Source organism: Pseudomonas anguilliseptica, from assembly GCF_021375795.1.
In the GTDB taxonomy this organism is placed as follows: domain Bacteria; phylum Pseudomonadota; class Gammaproteobacteria; order Pseudomonadales; family Pseudomonadaceae; genus Aquipseudomonas; species Aquipseudomonas anguilliseptica_A.
Genome location: NZ_JAEIOI010000001.1, coordinates 933,992 through 953,618, shown reverse-complemented (window position 1 = coordinate 953,618; position 19,627 = coordinate 933,992). Strand labels below are relative to the sequence as shown.

17 protein-coding genes are annotated in these 19,627 nt (G+C 60.2%); 9 read left to right on the top strand and 8 right to left on the bottom strand.

The window, feature by feature from the left end:
* Nucleotides 1-2 precede the first annotated feature (2 nt).
* The 4 genes from gcvP to gcvT all read left to right on the top strand — a co-directional run bounded on the left by gcvP (nucleotide 3) and on the right by gcvT (nucleotide 6,961).
* Nucleotides 3-2,855 carry an aminomethyl-transferring glycine dehydrogenase gene (gene gcvP, locus IOD17_RS04355; RefSeq protein WP_233683861.1) on the top strand — a complete coding sequence of 951 codons (2,853 nt, stop codon included), beginning with the start codon at nucleotides 3-5 and terminating at the stop codon, nucleotides 2,853-2,855.
* A gap of 192 nt (nucleotides 2,856-3,047) precedes the next feature.
* A complete protein-coding gene (glyA, locus tag IOD17_RS04350) occupies nucleotides 3,048-4,301 on the top strand; it encodes a serine hydroxymethyltransferase (protein ID WP_233683860.1) in 1,254 nt (417 codons plus the stop codon).
* 89 nt (nucleotides 4,302-4,390) lie between these two features.
* Complete coding sequence (locus tag IOD17_RS04345; RefSeq protein WP_233683859.1) at nucleotides 4,391-5,767, top strand: L-serine ammonia-lyase; 1,377 nt, start codon at nucleotides 4,391-4,393, stop codon at nucleotides 5,765-5,767.
* 69 nt (nucleotides 5,768-5,836) lie between these two features.
* Nucleotides 5,837-6,961 (top strand): glycine cleavage system aminomethyltransferase GcvT, encoded by a 1,125-nt coding sequence (gene gcvT, locus IOD17_RS04340; RefSeq protein WP_233683858.1) that lies wholly within the window; start codon nucleotides 5,837-5,839, stop codon nucleotides 6,959-6,961.
* Nucleotides 6,962-7,018: 57 nt separating this feature from the next.
* Here gcvT and IOD17_RS04335 read toward each other — a convergent pair whose 3' ends face one another.
* A complete protein-coding gene (locus IOD17_RS04335; RefSeq protein WP_233683857.1) occupies nucleotides 7,019-8,152 on the bottom strand; it encodes a M14 family metallopeptidase in 1,134 nt (377 codons plus the stop codon).
* Nucleotides 8,153-8,319: 167 nt separating this feature from the next.
* Here IOD17_RS04335 and IOD17_RS04330 point away from each other — a divergent pair, with 167 nt between their 5' ends.
* Nucleotides 8,320-8,844: a tetratricopeptide repeat protein gene (locus IOD17_RS04330; protein ID WP_233683856.1), complete on the top strand. Its 525-nt coding sequence runs from the start codon at nucleotides 8,320-8,322 to the stop codon at nucleotides 8,842-8,844.
* 6 nt (nucleotides 8,845-8,850) lie between these two features.
* Here the strand turns inward: IOD17_RS04330 and IOD17_RS04325 are convergent, their stop codons facing one another.
* Together IOD17_RS04325 and IOD17_RS04320 are read right to left on the bottom strand one after the other, a co-directional pair.
* Nucleotides 8,851-9,156: a hypothetical protein gene (locus tag IOD17_RS04325; RefSeq protein ID WP_233683855.1), complete on the bottom strand. Its 306-nt coding sequence runs from the start codon at nucleotides 9,154-9,156 to the stop codon at nucleotides 8,851-8,853.
* A 70-nt stretch (nucleotides 9,157-9,226) separates the two neighbouring features.
* Complete coding sequence (locus IOD17_RS04320) at nucleotides 9,227-10,219, bottom strand: TerC family protein (protein WP_233683854.1); 993 nt, start codon at nucleotides 10,217-10,219, stop codon at nucleotides 9,227-9,229.
* Between the two features lie 749 nt (nucleotides 10,220-10,968).
* On the opposite strand from IOD17_RS04320, the gene IOD17_RS04315 reads away from it, so the two are divergent.
* Nucleotides 10,969-11,181, top strand: a complete 213-nt coding sequence (locus tag IOD17_RS04315) for a hypothetical protein (protein WP_233684514.1) — start codon at nucleotides 10,969-10,971, stop codon at nucleotides 11,179-11,181.
* A gap of 43 nt (nucleotides 11,182-11,224) precedes the next feature.
* Here the strand turns inward: IOD17_RS04315 and IOD17_RS04310 are convergent, their stop codons facing one another.
* Nucleotides 11,225-12,724 carry a helicase HerA-like domain-containing protein gene (locus IOD17_RS04310; RefSeq protein WP_233683853.1) on the bottom strand — a complete coding sequence of 500 codons (1,500 nt, stop codon included), beginning with the start codon at nucleotides 12,722-12,724 and terminating at the stop codon, nucleotides 11,225-11,227.
* A gap of 130 nt (nucleotides 12,725-12,854) precedes the next feature.
* Here IOD17_RS04310 and IOD17_RS04305 point away from each other — a divergent pair, with 130 nt between their 5' ends.
* Entirely contained in the window at nucleotides 12,855-14,732 is a 1,878-nt protein-coding gene (locus IOD17_RS04305) for a methyl-accepting chemotaxis protein (RefSeq protein ID WP_233683852.1), read from the top strand.
* Nucleotides 14,733-14,827: 95 nt separating this feature from the next.
* Here IOD17_RS04305 and IOD17_RS04300 read toward each other — a convergent pair whose 3' ends face one another.
* The 3 genes from IOD17_RS04300 to purU are packed head-to-tail and all read right to left on the bottom strand — an operon-like array spanning nucleotide 14,828 to nucleotide 16,346.
* A complete protein-coding gene (locus IOD17_RS04300) occupies nucleotides 14,828-15,004 on the bottom strand; it encodes a hypothetical protein (RefSeq protein WP_233683851.1) in 177 nt (58 codons plus the stop codon).
* A gap of 18 nt (nucleotides 15,005-15,022) precedes the next feature.
* Nucleotides 15,023-15,448, bottom strand: coding sequence for a CBS domain-containing protein (locus tag IOD17_RS04295; RefSeq protein WP_233683850.1), 426 nt, complete (start codon nucleotides 15,446-15,448; stop codon nucleotides 15,023-15,025).
* 46 nt (nucleotides 15,449-15,494) lie between these two features.
* A complete protein-coding gene (purU, locus tag IOD17_RS04290; RefSeq protein ID WP_233683849.1) occupies nucleotides 15,495-16,346 on the bottom strand; it encodes a formyltetrahydrofolate deformylase in 852 nt (283 codons plus the stop codon).
* A gap of 303 nt (nucleotides 16,347-16,649) precedes the next feature.
* Here purU and mvaT point away from each other — a divergent pair, with 303 nt between their 5' ends.
* On the top strand, nucleotides 16,650-17,024 hold the full coding sequence (gene mvaT, locus IOD17_RS04285) for a histone-like nucleoid-structuring protein MvaT (RefSeq protein WP_233683848.1): 375 nt from the start codon (nucleotides 16,650-16,652) through the stop codon (nucleotides 17,022-17,024).
* A 158-nt stretch (nucleotides 17,025-17,182) separates the two neighbouring features.
* On the opposite strand, the gene sbcB is transcribed toward mvaT, so the two are convergent.
* Nucleotides 17,183-18,613, bottom strand: coding sequence for an exodeoxyribonuclease I (gene sbcB, locus IOD17_RS04280; RefSeq protein WP_233683847.1), 1,431 nt, complete (start codon nucleotides 18,611-18,613; stop codon nucleotides 17,183-17,185).
* A gap of 173 nt (nucleotides 18,614-18,786) precedes the next feature.
* Between sbcB and IOD17_RS04275 the strand changes: the two genes are divergently transcribed.
* A complete protein-coding gene (locus IOD17_RS04275) occupies nucleotides 18,787-19,548 on the top strand; it encodes a DUF975 family protein (protein WP_233683846.1) in 762 nt (253 codons plus the stop codon).
* The last annotated feature ends 79 nt before the right edge of the window (nucleotides 19,549-19,627 follow it).

Here is a 19,627-nt window from a genome sequence, read left to right as displayed (position 1 = left end):
CAATGACCAAGCTGACCACCCAGAACGAATTTATCGCCCGCCATATCGGCCCACGTGACGCCGATACCGCGGCCATGCTCGAACTGCTCGGCTACGCCAGCATCGACGCACTGACCGATAACGTCATCCCTGACAGCATCAAGGGTTCCAGCGTACTGGGCTCTCAACCGGGCCTGTCGGAAGCCGACGCCCTGGCCAAGATCAAGACCATCGCGGCCAAGAACCAGCAGTTCAAGACCTATATCGGTCAGGGCTACTACGGCACCCTGACGCCGAGCCCGATCCTGCGCAACCTGCTGGAAAACCCGGCCTGGTACACCGCCTACACCCCGTATCAGCCAGAAATCTCCCAGGGCCGCCTGGAATCCTTGCTGAACTTCCAGACCCTGATCAGCGACCTTACTGGTATGCAGATCGCCAACGCCTCGCTGCTGGACGAAGCCACCGCCGCTGCCGAAGCCATGACCTTCTGCAAGCGTCTGTCGAAGAACAAGGCCAGCAACGCCTTCTTCGCCTCGCAGCATTGCCACCCGCAGACCCTCGACGTGCTGCGCACCCGTGCCGAGCCGCTGGGCATTGAAGTGGTCATCGGTGACGAAGCCACCATCACCGACGCCAGCGCCTACTTCGGCGCGCTGCTGCAATACCCGGCGAGCAATGGCGATATCTTCGACTACCGCGCGCTGGTTGAGCGTTTCCACGCCGCCAACGCCTTGGTAGCCGTCGCTGCCGATCTGCTGGCCCTGACCCTGCTGACCGCGCCGGGCGAATTCGGTGCCGACGTGGCCCTGGGCAGTGCACAGCGCTTTGGTGTGCCGCTGGGCTTCGGTGGCCCACACGCCGCCTACTTCGCCACCCGCGATGCATTCAAGCGCGATATGCCGGGCCGCCTGGTCGGCATGTCGATCGACCGTTTCGGCAAGCCGGCCCTGCGCCTGGCCATGCAGACCCGCGAGCAACATATCCGCCGCGAGAAGGCCACCAGTAACATCTGTACCGCCCAGGTGCTGCTGGCCAACATCGCCAGCATGTACGCCGTCTACCACGGCCCGAAAGGCCTGGTGCAAATCGCTCAGCGCGTGCACCAGTTCACCGCCATTCTGGCCAAGGGCCTGCGCGCTCTGGGTTACAGCGTCGAGCAGGAATTCTTCTTCGACACCCTGACCCTGGCCACCGGCGGCAAGACCGCTGCCCTGCACGCTGCTGCACGCGCTGCTGGTATCAACCTGCGTGAAATCGACGGCGAGCGCCTGGGTCTATCCCTGGATGAAACCACCGACCAGGCGGCCATCGAAGCGCTGCTGGCGGTCTTCGCCGACGGTAAGGCTGTACCCGCCTTTGCTGAACTGGCTGCCGGGGTAATCGCTCAGCTGCCAAAAGGCCTGCTGCGCGAAAGCGAAATCCTCAGCCACCCGGTATTCAATCGCTACCACAGCGAAACCGAGCTGATGCGCTACCTGCGCAAGCTGGCCGACAAGGACCTGGCGCTGGACCGCAGCATGATCCCGTTGGGCTCCTGCACCATGAAGCTCAACGCTGCCAGCGAAATGATCCCGGTGACCTGGGCCGAGTTCGGCAACCTGCACCCCTTCGCCCCGGCCGAACAGAGCCAGGGTTACACCCAGCTGACCACTGAACTGGAAGCCATGCTCTGCGCGGCCACCGGTTACGACGGCATCTCCCTGCAGCCGAACGCCGGTTCCCAGGGCGAGTACGCCGGCCTGCTGGCCATTCGTGCTTACCACCTGAGCCGTGGCGACGATCAGCGCGATATCTGTCTGATTCCGCAATCGGCCCACGGCACCAACCCAGCGACCGCCAGCATGGTCGGTATGCGCGTAGTGGTCACCGCCTGCGACAGCAGCGGCAACGTCGACATCGCCGACCTCAAGGCCAAGGCCGAAGAACACAAGGATCGCCTGGCCGCGATCATGATCACCTACCCATCGACCCACGGCGTGTTCGAGGAAGGCATCCGCGAGATCGCCCAGATCGTCCACGACAACGGCGGTCAGGTGTATATCGACGGTGCCAACATGAACGCCATGGTCGGCCTGTGCGCCCCAGGCAAGTTCGGCGGCGACGTCTCGCACCTGAACCTGCACAAGACCTTCTGCATCCCGCACGGCGGTGGCGGCCCAGGTGTTGGCCCGATTGGCGTGAAAGAGCACCTGATTCCGTTCCTGCCCGGCCACGGCCATATGGCCCGCAAGGAAGGTGCTGTCAGCGCCGCGCCGTTCGGCAGCGCCAGCATCCTGCCGATCACCTGGATGTACATCAGCATGATGGGCGGCGAAGGCCTCAAGCGCGCTTCGCAGATGGCCATTCTCAACGCCAACTACATCGCCCGCCGCCTGGAAGAGCACTACCCCGTGCTGTATTCGGGCAGCAACGGCCTGGTGGCGCACGAGTGCATTCTGGATATCCGCCCGATCAAGGACAGCAGCGGCATCAGCGTTGACGATGTGGCCAAGCGCCTGATCGACTTCGGCTTCCACGCCCCGACCATGTCCTTCCCGGTCGCCGGCACCCTGATGATCGAGCCAACCGAAAGCGAATCCAAGGAAGAGCTGGACCGCTTCTGCGACGCCATGATCGCCATCCGCAACGAGATTCGTGCGGTGGAAGCCGGTCAGCTGGATGCCAACGACAACCCGCTGAAAAACGCCCCGCACACCGCCCTGGAACTGACCGGCGAATGGACTCACGGCTACAGCCGCGAGCAGGCCGTGTACCCGGTGGCCAGCCTGATCGAGGCCAAGTACTGGCCGCCGGTCGGCCGCGTGGACAACGTGTTCGGCGACCGCAACCTGATCTGCGCCTGCCCGTCCATCGAGGCGTACCAGGACGCGTAAAGAACCTCCCCTCTCCCTCTGGGAGAGGGGCCGGGGGAGAGGGTAATGCGGTTGTTAGGCAACCCCTCTCCCTAGCCCTCTCCCCAGTAGGGAGAGGGGATGGTTCAACGTTCAGCTTCACCCAAGAATTTCGACTCACCTCTACCCGAGGCGGGTTAGCTGCACCTCATATAAAAACCAGAGGGCCTCACCATGTTCAGCAAGCACGACCAACTGCAAGGCTACGATGACGCCCTGCTCGCCGCGATCAACGCCGAAGAGCAGCGCCAGGAAGACCATATCGAGCTGATCGCCTCGGAAAACTATTGCAGCCAGCGCGTGATGCAGGCTCAGGGCAGCGGCCTGACCAACAAGTACGCCGAAGGCTATCCGGGCAAGCGCTATTACGGCGGCTGCGAGCATGTCGACAAGGTCGAGGCGCTGGCCATCGAACGCGCCAAACAGTTGTTCGGTGCCGACTACGCCAACGTGCAGCCGCACTCCGGCTCTTCAGCCAACAGCGCGGTGTACCTGGCCTTGCTCAATGCTGGCGATACCATCCTCGGCATGAGTCTGGCCCACGGCGGCCACCTGACCCACGGCGCCAAGGTTTCGTCCTCCGGCAAGCTGTACAACGCGGTGCAATACGGCATCGACGAGCAGGGCCTGATCGATTACGCCGAGGTCGAGCGCCTGGCTATCGAGCACAAGCCGAAAATGATCGTCGCCGGTTTCAGCGCCTATTCGCGCACCCTGGACTTCGCCCGCTTCCGCGCCATCGCCGATAAAGTCGGTGCGCTGCTGTTTGTCGACATGGCCCACGTCGCCGGCTTGGTGGCCGCCGGCCTGTACCCCAACCCGGTGCCCTTCGCCGATGTGGTCACCACCACCACCCACAAGACTCTGCGCGGCCCGCGTGGCGGTTTGATCCTGGCCAAGGCCAATGAAGAGATCGAGAAAAAGCTCAACTCCGCCGTATTTCCCGGCGCCCAGGGCGGCCCGCTGATGCATGTGATCGCAGCCAAGGCCGTGTGCTTCAAGGAAGCCCTGGAGCCAAGCTTCAAGACTTACCAGCAGCAGGTGATCAACAACGCCCAGGCCATGGCCGAAGTGTTCGTTGCGCGCGGCTATAACGTGGTCTCCGGCGGCACCGACAACCACCTGATGCTGGTCAGCCTGATCAGACAGGGCCTCACCGGCAAAGCTGCCGATGCAGCCCTGGGCGCGGCGCATATCACGGTGAACAAGAACGCCGTGCCGAACGATCCGCAGTCGCCGTTTGTCACCTCGGGCATCCGTATCGGCACCCCGGCCGTCACCACCCGCGGCTTCAAGCAGGGCGAGTGCCGCACCCTGGCCGGCTGGATCTGCGACATCCTCGATGACCTGGAAAACCCGGCGGTAATTGAACGCGTCCGTGGTCAGGTCGCCGACCTATGCGCCAGCTTCCCGGTCTACGCTGACTAACAGCAGCTTCTTTTGCGCAACGCAGACGCGGTTACAGACCGCGCTGCATCAACGCCGACTTACGAGGTTGGCTTAAAGCCGGAGACAGCATGTCACTTAGCGTTTTTGACCTATTCAAGATCGGCATCGGCCCGTCCAGCTCGCACACGGTGGGCCCGATGCGCGCCGCCGTGCGCTTTGCCGAAGGCCTGCGCCGCGATGATCTATTGGCCACTACCGACAGCCTCAAGGTCGAGCTGTACGGCTCCCTCGGCGCGACTGGCAAGGGCCATGGCAGCGACAAAGCCGTGCTGCTCGGCCTGGAAGGCGAACAGCCGGACACGGTCGACACCAATACCGTTGACGCCCGCCTGGCAGCGATTCGCAGCAGTGGCGAGCTCAAACTGCTCGGCGAGAAAACCATTCGCTTTGTCGAAAAGCAGCACCTGGCGATGATTCGCAAGCCGCTGCCCTTTCACCCCAACGGCATGATCTTCCGCGCCTTCGACGCCGCCGGTTTGCAGATCCGCGCGCGCGAGTACTACTCGGTGGGCGGCGGTTTTGTCGTCGATGAACAGGCCGCCGGGGCCGACCGTATCGTCGAAGACACCACTGCCCTGCCGTATCCCTTTACCACCGGCAAACAGTTGCTGGCGCACTGCGCCGAACACAATCTGTCGATCAGCCAGGTGATGCTGGCCAACGAGGCCGCCTGGCGCTCGGAAGCGGAAACCCGCGCGCGCCTGCTGCATATCTGGCAAGTGATGCAGGATTGCGTCGAAGCCGGTTGCCGCAATGAAGGCATCATGCCCGGCGGGCTCAAGGTCAAACGCCGTGCCGCCGCCCTACACCGCCAGCTGTGCAAACACCCGGAGGCCAGCCTGCGCGACGCCCTGAGCGTGCTCGATTGGGTCAACCTCTACGCCCTGGCGGTGAACGAGGAAAACGCCACAGGCGGGCGCGTGGTCACCGCGCCCACCAATGGCGCGGCCGGTATCGTGCCCGCCGTGCTGCATTACTACAGCCGCTTTATCCCGGGATCCAACGACGACGGCGTAGTGCGCTTTCTGCTCACCGCTGCCGCCATCGGCATCCTCTATAAAGAGAACGCCTCGATCTCCGGTGCCGAAGTCGGCTGCCAGGGCGAGGTCGGCGTGGCCTGTTCGATGGCCGCCGGCGCCTTGTGCGAGGTGCTGGGCGGCAGCGTCAACCAGGTGGAAAACGCCGCCGAGATCGGAATGGAACACAACCTTGGCCTGACCTGTGACCCCATCGGCGGCCTGGTCCAGGTGCCCTGCATCGAACGCAACGCCATGGGCTCGGTCAAGGCGATCAACGCCGCCCGCATGGCCCTGCGCGGCGACGGTCAGCACTTCGTCTCGCTGGATAAAGTCATCCGCACCATGCGCCAGACCGGTGCCGATATGAACAACAAGTACAAGGAAACCGCCCGCGGCGGCCTGGCCGTCAATATTGTCGAATGCTGATTTGTAGGGTGCGCCGTGCGCACCAAACCCTTGCAACGGTGCGCATGGCGCACCCTACTGGAGAACCGCATGACCACTGAAACCCTGGCGAAAACCCCACTACACGCCCTGCACCTTGAACTGGGCGCACGCATGGTGCCGTTCGCCGGCTACGACATGCCAGTGCAATATCCGCTGGGCGTGATGAAGGAACACCTGCACACCCGCGACGCTGCAGGCCTGTTCGATGTCTCGCACATGGGCCAGATCGTCCTGCGCGGCGCGAATGCCGCCAAGGCCCTGGAAACCCTGGTACCGGTGGACATCATCGACCTGCCCGTGGGCATGCAGCGCTACGCCATGTTCACCGATGAGAACGGCGGCATCCTCGACGACCTGATGGTCGCTAACCTGGGTAACGACACGCTGTTCCTGGTGGTCAACGCCGCCTGCAAGGAGCAGGACCTGGCCCACCTTCACAAGCACATCGGCAGCCAGTGTGAGATCGAAAGCCTGTTCGAAGCACGCGCACTGTTGGCGCTGCAAGGCCCTAAAGCAGTCGACGTGCTGGCCCGCCTGGCCCCGGAAGTGGCGAAGATGACTTTTATGCAATTCGCCCCGGTGCGTCTGCTCGGCGTCGATTGCTACGTCAGCCGCTCCGGCTACACCGGCGAGGACGGTTTCGAGATTTCGGTGCCGGCCGAACACTGTGAAACCCTGGCGCGCAGCCTGCTGGCTGAACCGGAAGTAGCCGCTATCGGCCTTGGCGCGCGTGACTCGCTGCGCCTGGAAGCAGGCCTGTGCCTGTACGGCCACGACATGAGCACCAGCACCACGCCGATCGAGGCCAGCTTGCTGTGGGCCATGTCCAAACCACGCCGCGCCGATGGCGCCCGTGCGGGCGGCTTCCCCGGTGCCGAGCGCATCTTCGCCCAGCAACAAGAAGGCATTGCCAGCAAGCGCGTCGGCCTGCTGCCGCAGGAACGTGTGCCGGTGCGTGAAGGCGCGGAAATCGTCGATGCCGACGGCAATGTGATCGGCAGCGTGTGCAGCGGTGGCTTCGGCCCAACCCTGGCTGCCCCGGTGGCCATGGGCTATCTGCAGAACAGCCATATCGCCCTGGATACCGAAGTATGGGCCATGGTGCGCGGCAAACGCGTGGCGATGAAAGTGGCCAAGACCCCGTTTGTACCGCAGCGTTATTACCGCGGCTAAAGCGACCTTAGCGACAACCCTGGCGGACAGGACAAGCGCCCTGCCCGCCAGGGTTTGTTATTCGCGCAACTGCCCGACCATCGCAGCAGCCACGCTGAGCACATCCTTACCCAGCTGCCTGGAGCGCGCACCGTTCCAGCCCGTGCTCGGATCAGGTCGGTCACCGTGGTCCTTGAACGGCATCTCGATGGTGAATGCCAGACAGTCGAACTCCAGCCCCACCGCATTGCAGGCCAGGGTGGTATTGGCCTGGCCGGGTTCGTCACGCGGGTAGCCAAAGACCGTCTGGAACTCGGCCCCGTGCTGCACAAGCAACTGCTTGAACTGTTCTTCCAGTCTTTCCAGGCGTGGGCTGTAGCCGGGGTTACCCTCACAACCAGCGGCGAAGACATGAGGAATTTCCTCGTCGCCATGGATATCCAGAAACAGATCCACGCCCACCGCGCGCATCTGCTGCAGGACGAAATACACCTCGGGGCTGTCCGCCTCACTCGCCGACTGCCAGGCGCGGTTGAGGTCGCGACCGGCATAGTTGGTGCGCAGGTGGCCACGGAACGCGCCATCTGGATTCATGTTTGGCACCAGGTACAGATCGGCCTGTTCCAGCAGCGCGCTCAGCTCGGCGTCATCAGTCTGTTGCAGGCGCTCGATCAGCCCCTGCATAAACCACTCGGCCATATGCTCGCCTGGATGCTGCTGGGCAATCAGCCAAATCTTGCGCTGCGCCTGAGGGTTGCGACTGATGCGCAGCAACTCGATGGCGCGCCCTTCAATACTGCGCCCCGTGGCAAACAACTCGGCGCCGGCCAAGCGCTGTGCGTCCTCGATCAGTTGGTCATGTCGCGCACGGCTATATGGCTCGAAATAGGCAAACCAGACCTGCGCCTGCTGCGTCTCGATGTCGAAATTCAGCGCACCGTCCTCGAAACGACTGGGCACACGGAACCAGTTGACCTGATCATAGGACGCCACGGCGTGATAGCCGCTCCAGGCATTTTTATAGGACGACAGGCCAGCGTTGCTCAGACTGAAGCCATAGCGCTGGCCCGGCTGCACGCCCTCGACCTTGAAGTGAAACCACTGAAAATGCGCGCTATTGAGGTCAGGGCGAATGGCCAACAACACCTGTTTTGGGTTACTGGCGTCGATGACCTCGATATTGCCGCTGTCGAAGTTGGAGCTGATCTGCATGGGTGCCTCGCAGGCCGATGGTGGCGACTGGCTGCAAGAATCGCAGCTCTCTGCACACAGGGAAACGCTGCAAGCGACAAACTGATATGAATTGCATCTAGGCGCAACTTGCTGGCGCACAGGCAGTCTGCTGCTAACGCCCCACTCAGCACAGGAGAACACCACGCATGGTGCTTCGTTATCTATTCGCAACGCTGCTGTGCAGCGGGCTGTTGCTCGGCGGTTGTGCCAGCACACCACCCTCTCAGCCGCCAGCAACCCAGACCGATACCGGGCAGCACGATGCCGCCGCGGCCCAGGCTGACTTGCAGCGTCAGGCTAACCGTGGCGACCTCGACAGCCAGTTCCAGCTCGGCAGCCTGTATTTCGTCCGCCAGCCCAAAGACCTCAAGCAAGCCGAACACTGGTGGAAACAGGCCGCCGACAAGGGCCACGCCATGGCCGCGGTGAGCCTGGCCTACCTGTACACCGGCCGCGACAACCCGCAGTTCCACAACCCGCAGCAGATGCTCAAATACCTGAATCAGTCGGCGGCGGGGGGCAACCCGATGGCTCAGCACATCCTCGGCAACCTCTACCTGACGGGTGAGCAAGGCGTACCGCGCGATCCACTGCAGGCCAGGGCCTTATTCCAGAGTGCCTGCCAGCAGAACTACACGCCCAGCTGTGAGGCGCTCAGCAAGACACCCTGAGCGGCCTCAGGTTTCAACCGCCGTGTTGTCGATCGGCTCCGCTGACTCGCGGGCCGGAGGCTGCTCTTTCGCCGCATCATCCGGCTGCGCGTCCTCGGACGGCTTGCCCAGCCATTCATTGGTCGACTGCTGAACCTCATCCACCTGTTTGTTGAGTTGTTGCAAGGTCTCGTCGACCGCTTCGCGGGCTACATCCTGCACCGCCTGTTCTGCTTTCTCGGCGAGTTTCTGCGCCGATTGTTCGGCGGCCTCACAGCCGACCAGGCCAATCATCACCAGCCCCAGGGCCGTCATCTGCAGCGTTTTGCTCATCACTGTCTCCATTGCTCAATGTTGCCGATTTGATCGGTGGCTGCCGACTGCGACCGCCACCGGTTTGCATTCAGGCCTGCGGCTCAGCCGGGGCCTGACCACGGGTTTTCCACAACGACAGCAGCACACCGCCAAGCAGTAGGCCCAGGGTCACACTCAGGGAAATCACAGCCGGAATCTTGCCGATGATGCCCACCAGGAAGATCTTGCCGCCGATAAATACCAGCACCAATGCCAGGGCGTACTTGAGGTAGGCGAAGCGGTGAATCATCGCCGCCAGGGCGAAATACAGTGCCCGCAGGCCCAGGATGGCGAAGATGTTCGAGGTGTAGACGATGAAGGGGTCCTGAGTAATGGCGAAGATCGCCGGCACGCTGTCCACCGCGAATACCAGGTCGGCACACTCGATCAGCACCAGGGCCAGGAACAACGGCGTCGCCCATAGCACGGATTTACCGCTGGCATCCGCCTGACGGACGAAGAAGCGCCCTTCATGCAGACGATCAGTCACCCGCATGTGTTTACGCAGGAACTTCACCAGCGCGTTTTCGCTGAGGTCAGGGTGGGCATCGACCTTGCTGAACAACATCTTCACCCCGGTCAGCAGCAGGAAGATGCCAAACACGTAGAGAATCCAGCTGAACTCGGCGATTAGCGCCGCCCCCAAGCCAATCATGATCGCGCGCAGCACGATAACCCCGAGAATGCCCCAGAACAGCACCTCGTGCTGGTACTTACGCGGGATGGCCAGAAAGCTGAAGATCATCGCCATGAGGAATACGTTGTCCATCGACAACGATTTCTCAATCAGAAAGCCGGTGTAGAAATCCATCCCGGCGTCACCGCCCTTGACCTGCCAGACCCAGAGGCCAAACAGCAAGCCTGCGGTGATGTAGCCAGCGGACAGCAACAGGCTTTCGCGAACGCCGATTTCTCGATGCTCACGGTGCAGCACCCCGAGGTCAAAGACCAGCAGGCTGACGACGATGGTGATAAAGACCAACCACAACCAGGTGGCAGTGCCGAGAAATTCGGCCAGGAAGAACGGTTCTAGGGCAGTCATGAGCCCCTCCTCTAAGTGTCGAAGTTGTACAAACTGCAACTCCGACATGGCAGCGGTTAGCTGTCAGAGGGGCCCGGCGTTGCGGGCGCAAATGTAGAGAGGCGCATGGATTTCCTCAATCGCGCAGAGGTTGCAAGGTATTTCAAGACCACAGCACACGTACTCTGCGAACATGCCAGCAGTAAATGGCGGCATATACCCCAAGCAGGCCAATATGAACCGCAGATAAGCAGATGCATCAGAGTTTATGGCCGCCACAACCCCGCATAGCGAAATAATCCATTACCCGATCTATTGGCTAATGCCTCACTGCTCAGCCGACATCTAACGCCCTTGTGTATAAGCATTGCGGAAGCGGGTGGTGTCGAATTAATGCGGCGAGCACGCCGCAAAATTGGCGCCAAATTAATCCTATTTAAAGTTCATAATAATCAAACAGATATGTAACAAAACAGAAAAGCCATATCGAATAATGCTGCCTAAGCCGCCTCACAACAAAAAGCGCTGCGGCGTTATGCCAGCCCTTGGCGGGCTGGACATTTAACCTGGCATCGCCATAATTACCCGGCGCGTACTAAGCAGCCCTTTCAATAACCTATTGAAGGGTTTACATACGGCGGCAATAGCCCCTAAAACTATTCACCCCGCCTCAATAAGCGTGCAAATTGAACCTGATTGGCCGCCTCAAATGCTCAGGCAACCACCTGACATTCAGCCAACACTTCTGCTTCAAGACCATGGGTAACTACGTGACGAAAGACGAACTGCGCGCTGAACTCGAGCGCCAGGCGCAGCGTTACAAGGATGTTTACGGCGGGGAAGTCATCACCTACGCCGCTCAACCGGACCCCGAGCGCAAGCCGTGGCGCAAGAAGGCCAACCTTCTTGATCAAGCGTTTGAAAAAGAACTGGAAAAAATCGAAAAGGAACTGCGCAGCAAAGCCGACGAGGCCGCCAGCTGACGCGAGGTCTACAGGCCATCCCCGCACGGGGATGGCCTGGCATTCAACGTCCTTTACCGCCCATCAGCGAGCCCAGCAGGCCGCGTACCAACTGCCGACCGATCTGATTGGCGGCTTGGCGCATGGCGGTTTTCACCACCTGGCTGGCCAAACCACCGAGCAGTTCGCCCGCCGCACTGCCCAGGCTACTGCCCTCAGCCTTCTTGCCGGTCGCACTGGGCTTGGCCTGTTCGGCCTGCTGCGCAGCAGCCTGCTCGGCGCGTGCCATCAACAACTCATAGGCTGACTCGCGGTCAATCGGTTTGTCATAGCGCCCCAGCAGCGGTGATTGGCGGATCAGCGCCGCGCGCTCGGCTTCACTCAGCGGCCCGATCCGCGACTGCGGCGGTGCCACTGCAACTCGCTGCACCATGGCCGGGGTGCCCTTGATTTCCAGCGTACCGACCAGCGCTTCGCCAATACCCAGTTCGGTCAACACTGCCAGCGTGTCGATACTCGGGTTGGGGCGAAAACCATCTGCCACTGCACGCAGCGATTTCTGCTCTTTCGCGGTAAAGGCACGCAGACCATGCTGAATACGCAGGCCCAACTGGGCCAGCACGGCATCCGGCAGATCGCCCGGCGACTGGGTGACGAAGTAGACCCCCACACCCTTCGAGCGGATCAAACGCACCACCTGCTCAAGGCGCTCCTGCAAGGCCTTGGGCGTATCGGCGAACAGCAGATGTGCTTCATCGAAGAACAGCGCCAGCAGTGGCTTGTCCGCATCGCCACGCTCCGGCAATTGCTCGAACAGCTCCGCCAGCAGCCAGAGCAGGAAAGTCGCATAAACCTTCGGTGCCTCATGCACCAAACGGCTGGCATCCAGCAGGTGAATGCGCCCGCGACCATCTCGGTCAGGATGCAGAATATCTTCCAGTTGCAGTGCCGGCTCGCCAAACAGCGCCTCGGCACCCTGCTGTTCCAGCCCGGCCAGCTTGCGCAGCAGGGCCTGTGAAGACGTCGAAGTAAACAGCGCACTGTCTTCACCTAGCACTTCAGGGTGGTTTTTCAGGTGCGCAAGCAATGCCTTGAGGTCTTTCAGATCAAGCAGCAGCAAACCTTCACGGTCCGCCACCTTAAACGCTGCATACAGCGCCGCCTGCTGGCTGTCAGTCAACTCCAGCAGCGCGCCCAGCAACAATGGGCCCATCTCGCTCAGCGTGGTACGCAGCGGATGGCCACTCTTGCCATGCACATCCCACAGGGTTACCGGGTAAGCGCACGGCTGATGGTTGAGCCAGGGCATGCTGGCGATCCGCTCAGCCACCTTGCCTTGCGGTGCACCGGCGGCGCCCAGACCACAGAGATCGCCTTTGACATCAGCGGCAAACACCGCCACACCGGCATCGCTGAAGGTTTCGATCAGGCGCTGCAAGGTCACGGTTTTACCGGTGCCCGTTGCACCGGCAATCAGCCCGTGGCGGTTCGCCAGGCGCAGCGGCTGCCCCACCGGCAGGCCCTGTGGATCGGCCCCCACAACAAACGGGTCGAGTTCTGCCATCTTGTTATCTCCGTGGTTAAAGCTTTACTGCAATCAGGCCGACATAATCAGCATTGCCGCAGCCTCTGCGACAGCGATTGCCGTACATCAGCACAAGACTGATGCCAGAACTCACCGGACGCAAGAAGCCATGACCAACAACCTCAAGTTCAGCCACAAGATTCTGCTCGCCGCCGCGCTGGTGGTCATCGCAGCCTTTTCCCTGTTCACCCTCTATAACGACTACCTGCAACGCAATGCGATCCGGGAAGACTTGGAAAGCTATCTGCAGGAAATGGGCAATGTTACCGCCAGCAACATCTCTAACTGGCTATCCGGACGAATCCTGCTGGTGGAAAACGTTGCTCAATCGGTCGCCCGCGACGCTTCCGGTGAAGCCCTGACCGGCCTGCTGGAGCAGAAGGTGCTGGCCTCCACCTTCGCTTTCACCTATCTGGGCAGCGCCGACGGCGGCTTCACCATGCGTCCGGACGAAAAGATGCCGGATGGCTACGATCCGCGCCAACGCCCCTGGTACAAGGACGCCATGGCCGCAGGGGGTAGCACCCTCACCGAACCCTACGTCGATGCCGCCACTGGCGAGCTGATCATTACCATTGCGACACCCGCCAAAGCGGCTGGGGTCGTCGGTGGCGACCTAAGCCTCACCACACTGGTCGACATCATCAACTCGCTGGACTTTGCCGGTATGGGTTATGCCTTTCTGGTCAGTGCTGACGGCAAGATTCTGGTGCACCCGGACAAGTCTCTGGTGATGAAGAACCTCCGCGAGGTCTATCCACAAAACACGCCACGGATCAGCGGCGAGTTCAGCGAAGCCGAGCTCAATGGCGAAACCCGTATTCTCACCTTCGCCCCGGTCAAAGGCCTGCCTTCGGTGAGCTGGCACGTGGGCCTGTCGGTCGACAAGAGCAAAGCTTACTCAATGCTCAGCGAGTTCCGTGCCTCGGCGATCATCGCCACCATCATTGCGGTGGTGTTGATCATGTTGCTGCTGAGCATGCTGATCAGCGTGCTGATGCAACCGCTGAATGTCATGGGTAAGGCCATGGAGGACATCGCTCAGGGCGAAGGCGATCTGACCAAGCGCCTGAGCATCCAGTCCAATGACGAATTCGGCCGTTTGGCCAATGCCTTCAACCGCTTTGTCGAACGGATTCACAGCTCGATTCGCGAAGTATCGTCAGCCACCAGCCAGGTCAACGAAGTCGCCAAGCTGGTAGTCGGCGCCTCCAACTCGTCGATGATCAACTCGGATGAACAGGCCAGTCGCACCAACAGCGTGGCGGCTGCCATCAATGAGCTGGGCGCCGCCGCCCAGGAAATTGCCCGCAACGCCGCCGACGCGTCCAACCAGGCTTCCGATGCGCGCCAACTGGCCGAAGACGGCCGCCAGGTGGTGGAAAAAACCATCCAGGCGATGAATGAGTTGTCCGGCAAAATCAGCGCGTCCTGCGGCAATATCGAAACCCTCAACAGCAAGACGGTGAACATTGGGCAGATTCTTGAAGTGATCAAGAGCATCTCCCAACAGACCAACCTGCTGGCACTCAACGCCGCCATCGAAGCGGCGCGCGCCGGTGAAGCAGGTCGTGGCTTTGCCGTGGTGGCCGATGAAGTGCGCAACCTGGCGCACCGCACTCAAGAGTCGGCCCAGGAAATCGAGAAGATGATCGAGGAGCTGCAAGTTGGCTCGCGCGAGTCGGTGACCACCATGACGGAGAGCCAGCGCTACAGCGAAGAAAGCGTGGAAATCGCCAACCAGGCCGGCTCCCGCCTGAGCAGCGTCACGGAGCGCATTGGCGAGATCGATGGCATGAACCAATCGGTAGCCACCGCCACCGAAGAACAGACCTCGGTGATCGAGGCGCTGAACATGGACATCACCGAAATCAACACCCTCAACCAGGAAGGCGTGGAAAACCTCAATGCCACTCTGCGGGCCTGCGGTGATCTGGAGCAACAGGCGCTGCGCCTCAAGCACCTAGTTGACAGCTTCCGCATCTGATCGACTTTAACGTCTTATAGCGGCGGCCCTGAGGGGTAAAGCACATGGACGTGCTGAACATAAAAGCAACGGGGCGCTCAGTGAGCGCCCCGTTTTCATTTCTGTGGATCGGTTGCCGCCGGTGTTTGCTGCAACTGACGCCATAACTCGGCAGCATCGGCAAACTCGGTGCCATCTTCCGGGTCCAGGGCCTGGGGATCATAACGTTGCGTACAGCCCTCGCCGACTATCGGCGGTGCCGTAGCGGTACCACGCTCGTGCGGATCACTCATGCTTCACCCCTCCAACCATCAATTGAGCCCCATGCGCCCCTGATCATGCTGGGCAAACTCCTTGACCGCTCGCAGCACATCACTACGGCTGACCTGGCCAATCAGACGACCGCCCTCAACCACCGGCAAGCGCCGGCGGCGACCGCGCAGAAAACGCTCGGATATCTCGATGATGTCGGCTTCGGGCGAGATCACTTCGACATCCCTGGTCATGTAAGCGCTGACATCACCGCCAGCCGACTCGTAATAAGCACCGGAAAGAATGCCGCGCAAACAATCACCCTCCGACAGCAACCCCACCAGGTGGCCCTGCCCATCGACCACCGGCGCACCGGAAATACGGTGTTCCAGCATGCGATTGATGGCAGTGAACAGGTTCATATCGGGACGAAAGGTCACCAGGTTACGGGTCATGTAATCACGTACCTTGATTGACTTGAGCATCGGCAAATCCTCTTGGCGTGTCCTGAGCCGAACCGCAGCCTGCACCTCAGTCGAATACTACGGTCTTGTTGTCGTGCACCAGCACTCGGTCTTCCAAGTGATAGCGTAGACCACGGGACAACACCATCTTCTCGACATCCTTACCCAGGCGCACCATCTCCTCGATACTGTCGCGGTGACTGACGCGTACCACGTCCTGCTCAATGATAGGCCCGGCGTCCAGTTCCTCGGTGACATAGTGCGAGGTTGCACCGATGAGTTTGACCCCACGCAGCGAGGCCTGATGGTAGGGCTTGGCACCAACGAAGGACGGCAGGAAGCTGTGGTGAATGTTGATCACCCGCTGGGAAAACTCGGCGCACAACTGCGCGGGGAGAATTTGCATGTAACGCGCCAGAACAATCACATCGGCATCGTGTGCCTTGACCAGCCGCTCGACCTCATCAAACGCCGGCTGCTTGTTCTGCGAATCAACCGGCACATGGAAATACGGGATGTCATGCCACTCGACCATGCTGCGCAGGTCATCATGGTTGGAGATCACGCAGGGGATATCGCAATCGAGTTCATCGCTGTGCCAGCGGTGCAACAGATCGGCCAGGCAATGTGATTCGCGACTGGCCATCAACACCACGCGTTTTTTCTGCGCGGAGTCGGTTACTCGCCACTCCATGGAGAACTCGCGAGCAATCGGCGCGAAGGCCTGGCGAAAGCCATCCAGATCAAAGGGCAAGGAATCGGCGCGAATCTCGTGGCGCATAAAGAACCAGCCACTCTGATTATCCGAATGGTGGCTCGCTTCCGTAATCCAGCCGTTGTAAGTGGCCAGAAAATTACTGACCTTGGCCACGATCCCGACCCGGTCCGGACAGGCAATGACCAATCGAAAAGTACGCATCAGCGGCTCCAGCACACAAATAAAGTCGGCCATTCTAGTCACTGCGCAGAAAAACTGCAGTACCCGCCAGGGCCGTGGCAGCGCCATTCAGCGCTCAAAATATGTAAAGACCTGCAACTAAGCGTCTGCGCAAAACTAATCCGAATGACGGTAACAATCAGCAATCCAGAATTAAGCCAGCGTATGTATGCGTAACTTAACAATACAATTCATGAAAAATATTGATAAAGCGGTTTACTTGTGAAAAGTGCCTGACTACTATTGCTATCACTTTATCGTCAACCCCGAATACAGGTAACTCACATGTCGTTGATCAACGAATACCGCGCCACCGAAGAAGCCATCAAAGAGCTGCAAGAGCGCCTGAAAAATCTGTCGCAAGACGACAAGCTGAAAAAAGAACTGGAGTTCGAAGGCAAACTGCGCGCACTGATGGGCGAATATCAGAAGTCCCTGCGCGACATCATTGCCATGTTTGACCCAGAAGCCAAAAGCAGCAAAGCCACTCGTGCCGCCAAACCTGCTGGCAGCAAGCGTGCCCGCAAAGTTAAGCAGTATAAAAATCCGAACACTGGCGAAGTTATCGAAACCAAAGGCGGCAACCACAAAACGCTGAAAGAGTGGAAAGCCAAGTGGGGCGGTGACGTTGTTGAAGGCTGGGCTACCCTGCTGGGCTAAGCCGCACACGCCACATTTGCCACACCTAAAAACGCCAGCTTTGCTGGCGTTTTTTATGATCGGCCATTCATGGCAGCCGCTCTTCGCGCCACGCTATACATGCACTGTTATCGGCCCAGGCACATCGCATAGCAATAGCGCACTATTACCCTTACATATCAGAGGGCATATTGCTGGCGCAGGCGCTCGGCATATTCACGCCACTCCAGTAATACTGCATGCTGCGCGGCATCCACTCCGGCCAGCGCATCAACCAGCGCTTGCTCAAATTGTTCAAGGGTATTGGGTGCACCATAGTGCGGATGACTCAGGCGCTGTTGGCAAAATGTTCTCCAACGCTGCTGCTCATCAGCATTCAAGGTCGCGGGAAAGTTGCGCGCACGGTAACGAAACAGCAACTCAGGCAAACGCCCATCATCAAATGCCCAGGCTGCATCAGCCAGACGCTGTGGCTCGGCACGCCGCACCTGTTCGCACAAACGCCGGTCACGGTCACCAATAAAACCATCGTACAACTGCTGCTCAGGATCTTCGTTCGGCGCGAATTGTTCTTCGCCATATACCTGCACCAGTTTGTTCTGCCAAACCGCCGCATTAACCTGTAACTGCTCGGCCTGCGCCTGATACGCAGGAAGATCCAGTTGCAGCCGCTGAATATCCTGCACACGCAATACATTCATGGGCGCCACAACCGGACAGCGGTTGATATGCAGCAACTTCAGCGGCACTGGTAATTCACCCTCAGCCAACTGTTCGCGGCGTGTGTAAAGGCGCGTACGCAACGTTTCGGCGGACTCATTGAGTAACGGTGCGCAGTCGGCCTGCAGATCACAGACAATCAGTGCATTACGATTGCGCGGGTGCCAGGCCAGGGGCAAAACCACCGCCAGGTAGTGACGCGCGCCGGCGTAACGCCCGGAGATATGTACCAGTGGCTGCAACAAGCGTATTTGATCCTGCACGCGCTGCTTGCTGCGCAGTTGATACAAGTAGTCGTACAGCTTGGGTTGTTTACTACGCAGCAAGCGCGCCAGAGCAATGGTCGCCCGCACATCGGATAACGCATCGTGGGCCTGGCCATGCTCAATACCATTGGCAGCGGTCAGGCGTTCCAGCTTGAGCGTCACCCGCCCGTCCTCTTCAGGCCAAACGATGCCTTCCGGACGTAATGCATAAGCCGTACGCACCAGATCAATCAGATCCCAACGGCTGTTGCCCCCTTGCCACTCACGGGCATAGGGGTCATAGAAGTTACGGTACAGGCTGTAGCGCGTCACTTCATCGTCGAAACGCAGGCTGTTGTAGCCCACTCCACATGTGCCTGGCTGCGACAGCTCGGCATGCACGCGGCTCATAAATTCGGCCTCATCCAGCCCACGCTGCGCCAGGATGCTCGGGGTAATGCCAGTCACCAGACACGCAGCCGGATGCGGCAGGATGTCGTCACTGGGCTGACAATAGATATTCAACGGCTCGCCTATTTCATTGAGCTGTTCATCGGTACGGATTCCGGCAACCTGCAGCGGGCGGTCGCGGCGCGGGTCAATACCTGTGGTTTCGTAGTCGTACCAAAAAAGGCTGGAAGTCACAGTGGCATCCTGATGCTGGGGCGCTGGCAGTCTAACACCCTGCTGCTGCCGCACATTCAAACGCAGAACCTTGCACCAGCTCACGCCCGCAGCACCCGGCGCGCCTTGTCGGGCGTCTGGCCGCCGACTAAAGTGTGCAACGTCAGCCACCACTCCATGATCAAGGACGCCCCATGAGTGATATCAGCTCCAGCAACCCCTATGCCGCCCCCGCCAGTGCCTTGCAGGAAACGCCCCGCGATAGTCAGGTACCAAGCATTGAGGAAGCCCTGAGTCGCGGTTACGACTTCACCATCAGTGACCTGCTCAGCGAAGCCTGGCAACGGGTAAAAGGCACCAAGGGCATCATCATCGGTGGCTTTCTGGTGTTCTACGCTGTACTCCTCGTAGCATCCTTTCTGATTGGTGGCTTCTTCGGCATCCTGGGCATGGTCAGTGACAGCCCAATGCTGAGTGTCGTGGTCGAGATGGTCGTCGGCATTTTCGCCTCGGCGCTGGCCTACCCCTTTATGGCCGGGATCAACATGGTCGGCATCCGTCGCGCCGCCGACCAGCCGATCAGTTTCAACGACATCTTCAGCCACTTCGGCCGCACTGTACCGCTGGTGATCACCGCCATTATCAGCATGGTGTTGATCTACCTCGGCATGATCCTGCTGATCATCCCCGGCCTGTATCTGGCCATCGCCTACATGCTGGCCATTCCTCTGGTGGTCGAGCGCGGTCTTAGCCCCTGGCAAGCCCTGGAAGCCTCGCGCAAGGCGATTAGCCAACACTGGTTCAAGGTCTTCGGCCTGTTTCTGCTGCTTGGCCTGATCACTGGTATCAGCGCCATCCCGCTGGGCATCGGCCTGGTCTGGACCATCCCGTTGTTCACCATTGCTATCGGTGTGCTCTATCGCACCATCTTCGGCGTACTACCGGTACCGCAATAAATTAACGCCGTGCTTACCGGCTCAAGCGATTGAGCCGGTTGCTTCCCTGCCTGCTGCTGGCTAGCATCGGGCTTTCCTC

Coding starts and splice junctions, on each gene's coding strand:
- gcvP (WP_233683861.1), top strand. CDS start 3: ATGACCAAGCTGACCACCCAGAACGAATTTATCGCCCGCCATATCGGC.
- glyA (WP_233683860.1), top strand. CDS start 3,048: ATGTTCAGCAAGCACGACCAACTGCAAGGCTACGATGACGCCCTGCTC.
- IOD17_RS04345 (WP_233683859.1), top strand. CDS start 4,391: ATGTCACTTAGCGTTTTTGACCTATTCAAGATCGGCATCGGCCCGTCC.
- gcvT (WP_233683858.1), top strand. CDS start 5,837: ATGACCACTGAAACCCTGGCGAAAACCCCACTACACGCCCTGCACCTT.
- IOD17_RS04335 (WP_233683857.1), bottom strand. CDS start 8,152: ATGCAGATCAGCTCCAACTTCGACAGCGGCAATATCGAGGTCATCGAC.
- IOD17_RS04330 (WP_233683856.1), top strand. CDS start 8,320: ATGGTGCTTCGTTATCTATTCGCAACGCTGCTGTGCAGCGGGCTGTTG.
- IOD17_RS04325 (WP_233683855.1), bottom strand. CDS start 9,156: ATGAGCAAAACGCTGCAGATGACGGCCCTGGGGCTGGTGATGATTGGC.
- IOD17_RS04320 (WP_233683854.1), bottom strand. CDS start 10,219: ATGACTGCCCTAGAACCGTTCTTCCTGGCCGAATTTCTCGGCACTGCC.
- IOD17_RS04310 (WP_233683853.1), bottom strand. CDS start 12,724: ATGGCAGAACTCGACCCGTTTGTTGTGGGGGCCGATCCACAGGGCCTG.
- IOD17_RS04305 (WP_233683852.1), top strand. CDS start 12,855: ATGACCAACAACCTCAAGTTCAGCCACAAGATTCTGCTCGCCGCCGCG.
- IOD17_RS04300 (WP_233683851.1), bottom strand. CDS start 15,004: ATGAGTGATCCGCACGAGCGTGGTACCGCTACGGCACCGCCGATAGTC.
- IOD17_RS04295 (WP_233683850.1), bottom strand. CDS start 15,448: ATGCTCAAGTCAATCAAGGTACGTGATTACATGACCCGTAACCTGGTG.
- purU (WP_233683849.1), bottom strand. CDS start 16,346: ATGCGTACTTTTCGATTGGTCATTGCCTGTCCGGACCGGGTCGGGATC.
- mvaT (WP_233683848.1), top strand. CDS start 16,650: ATGTCGTTGATCAACGAATACCGCGCCACCGAAGAAGCCATCAAAGAG.
- IOD17_RS04275 (WP_233683846.1), top strand. CDS start 18,787: ATGAGTGATATCAGCTCCAGCAACCCCTATGCCGCCCCCGCCAGTGCC.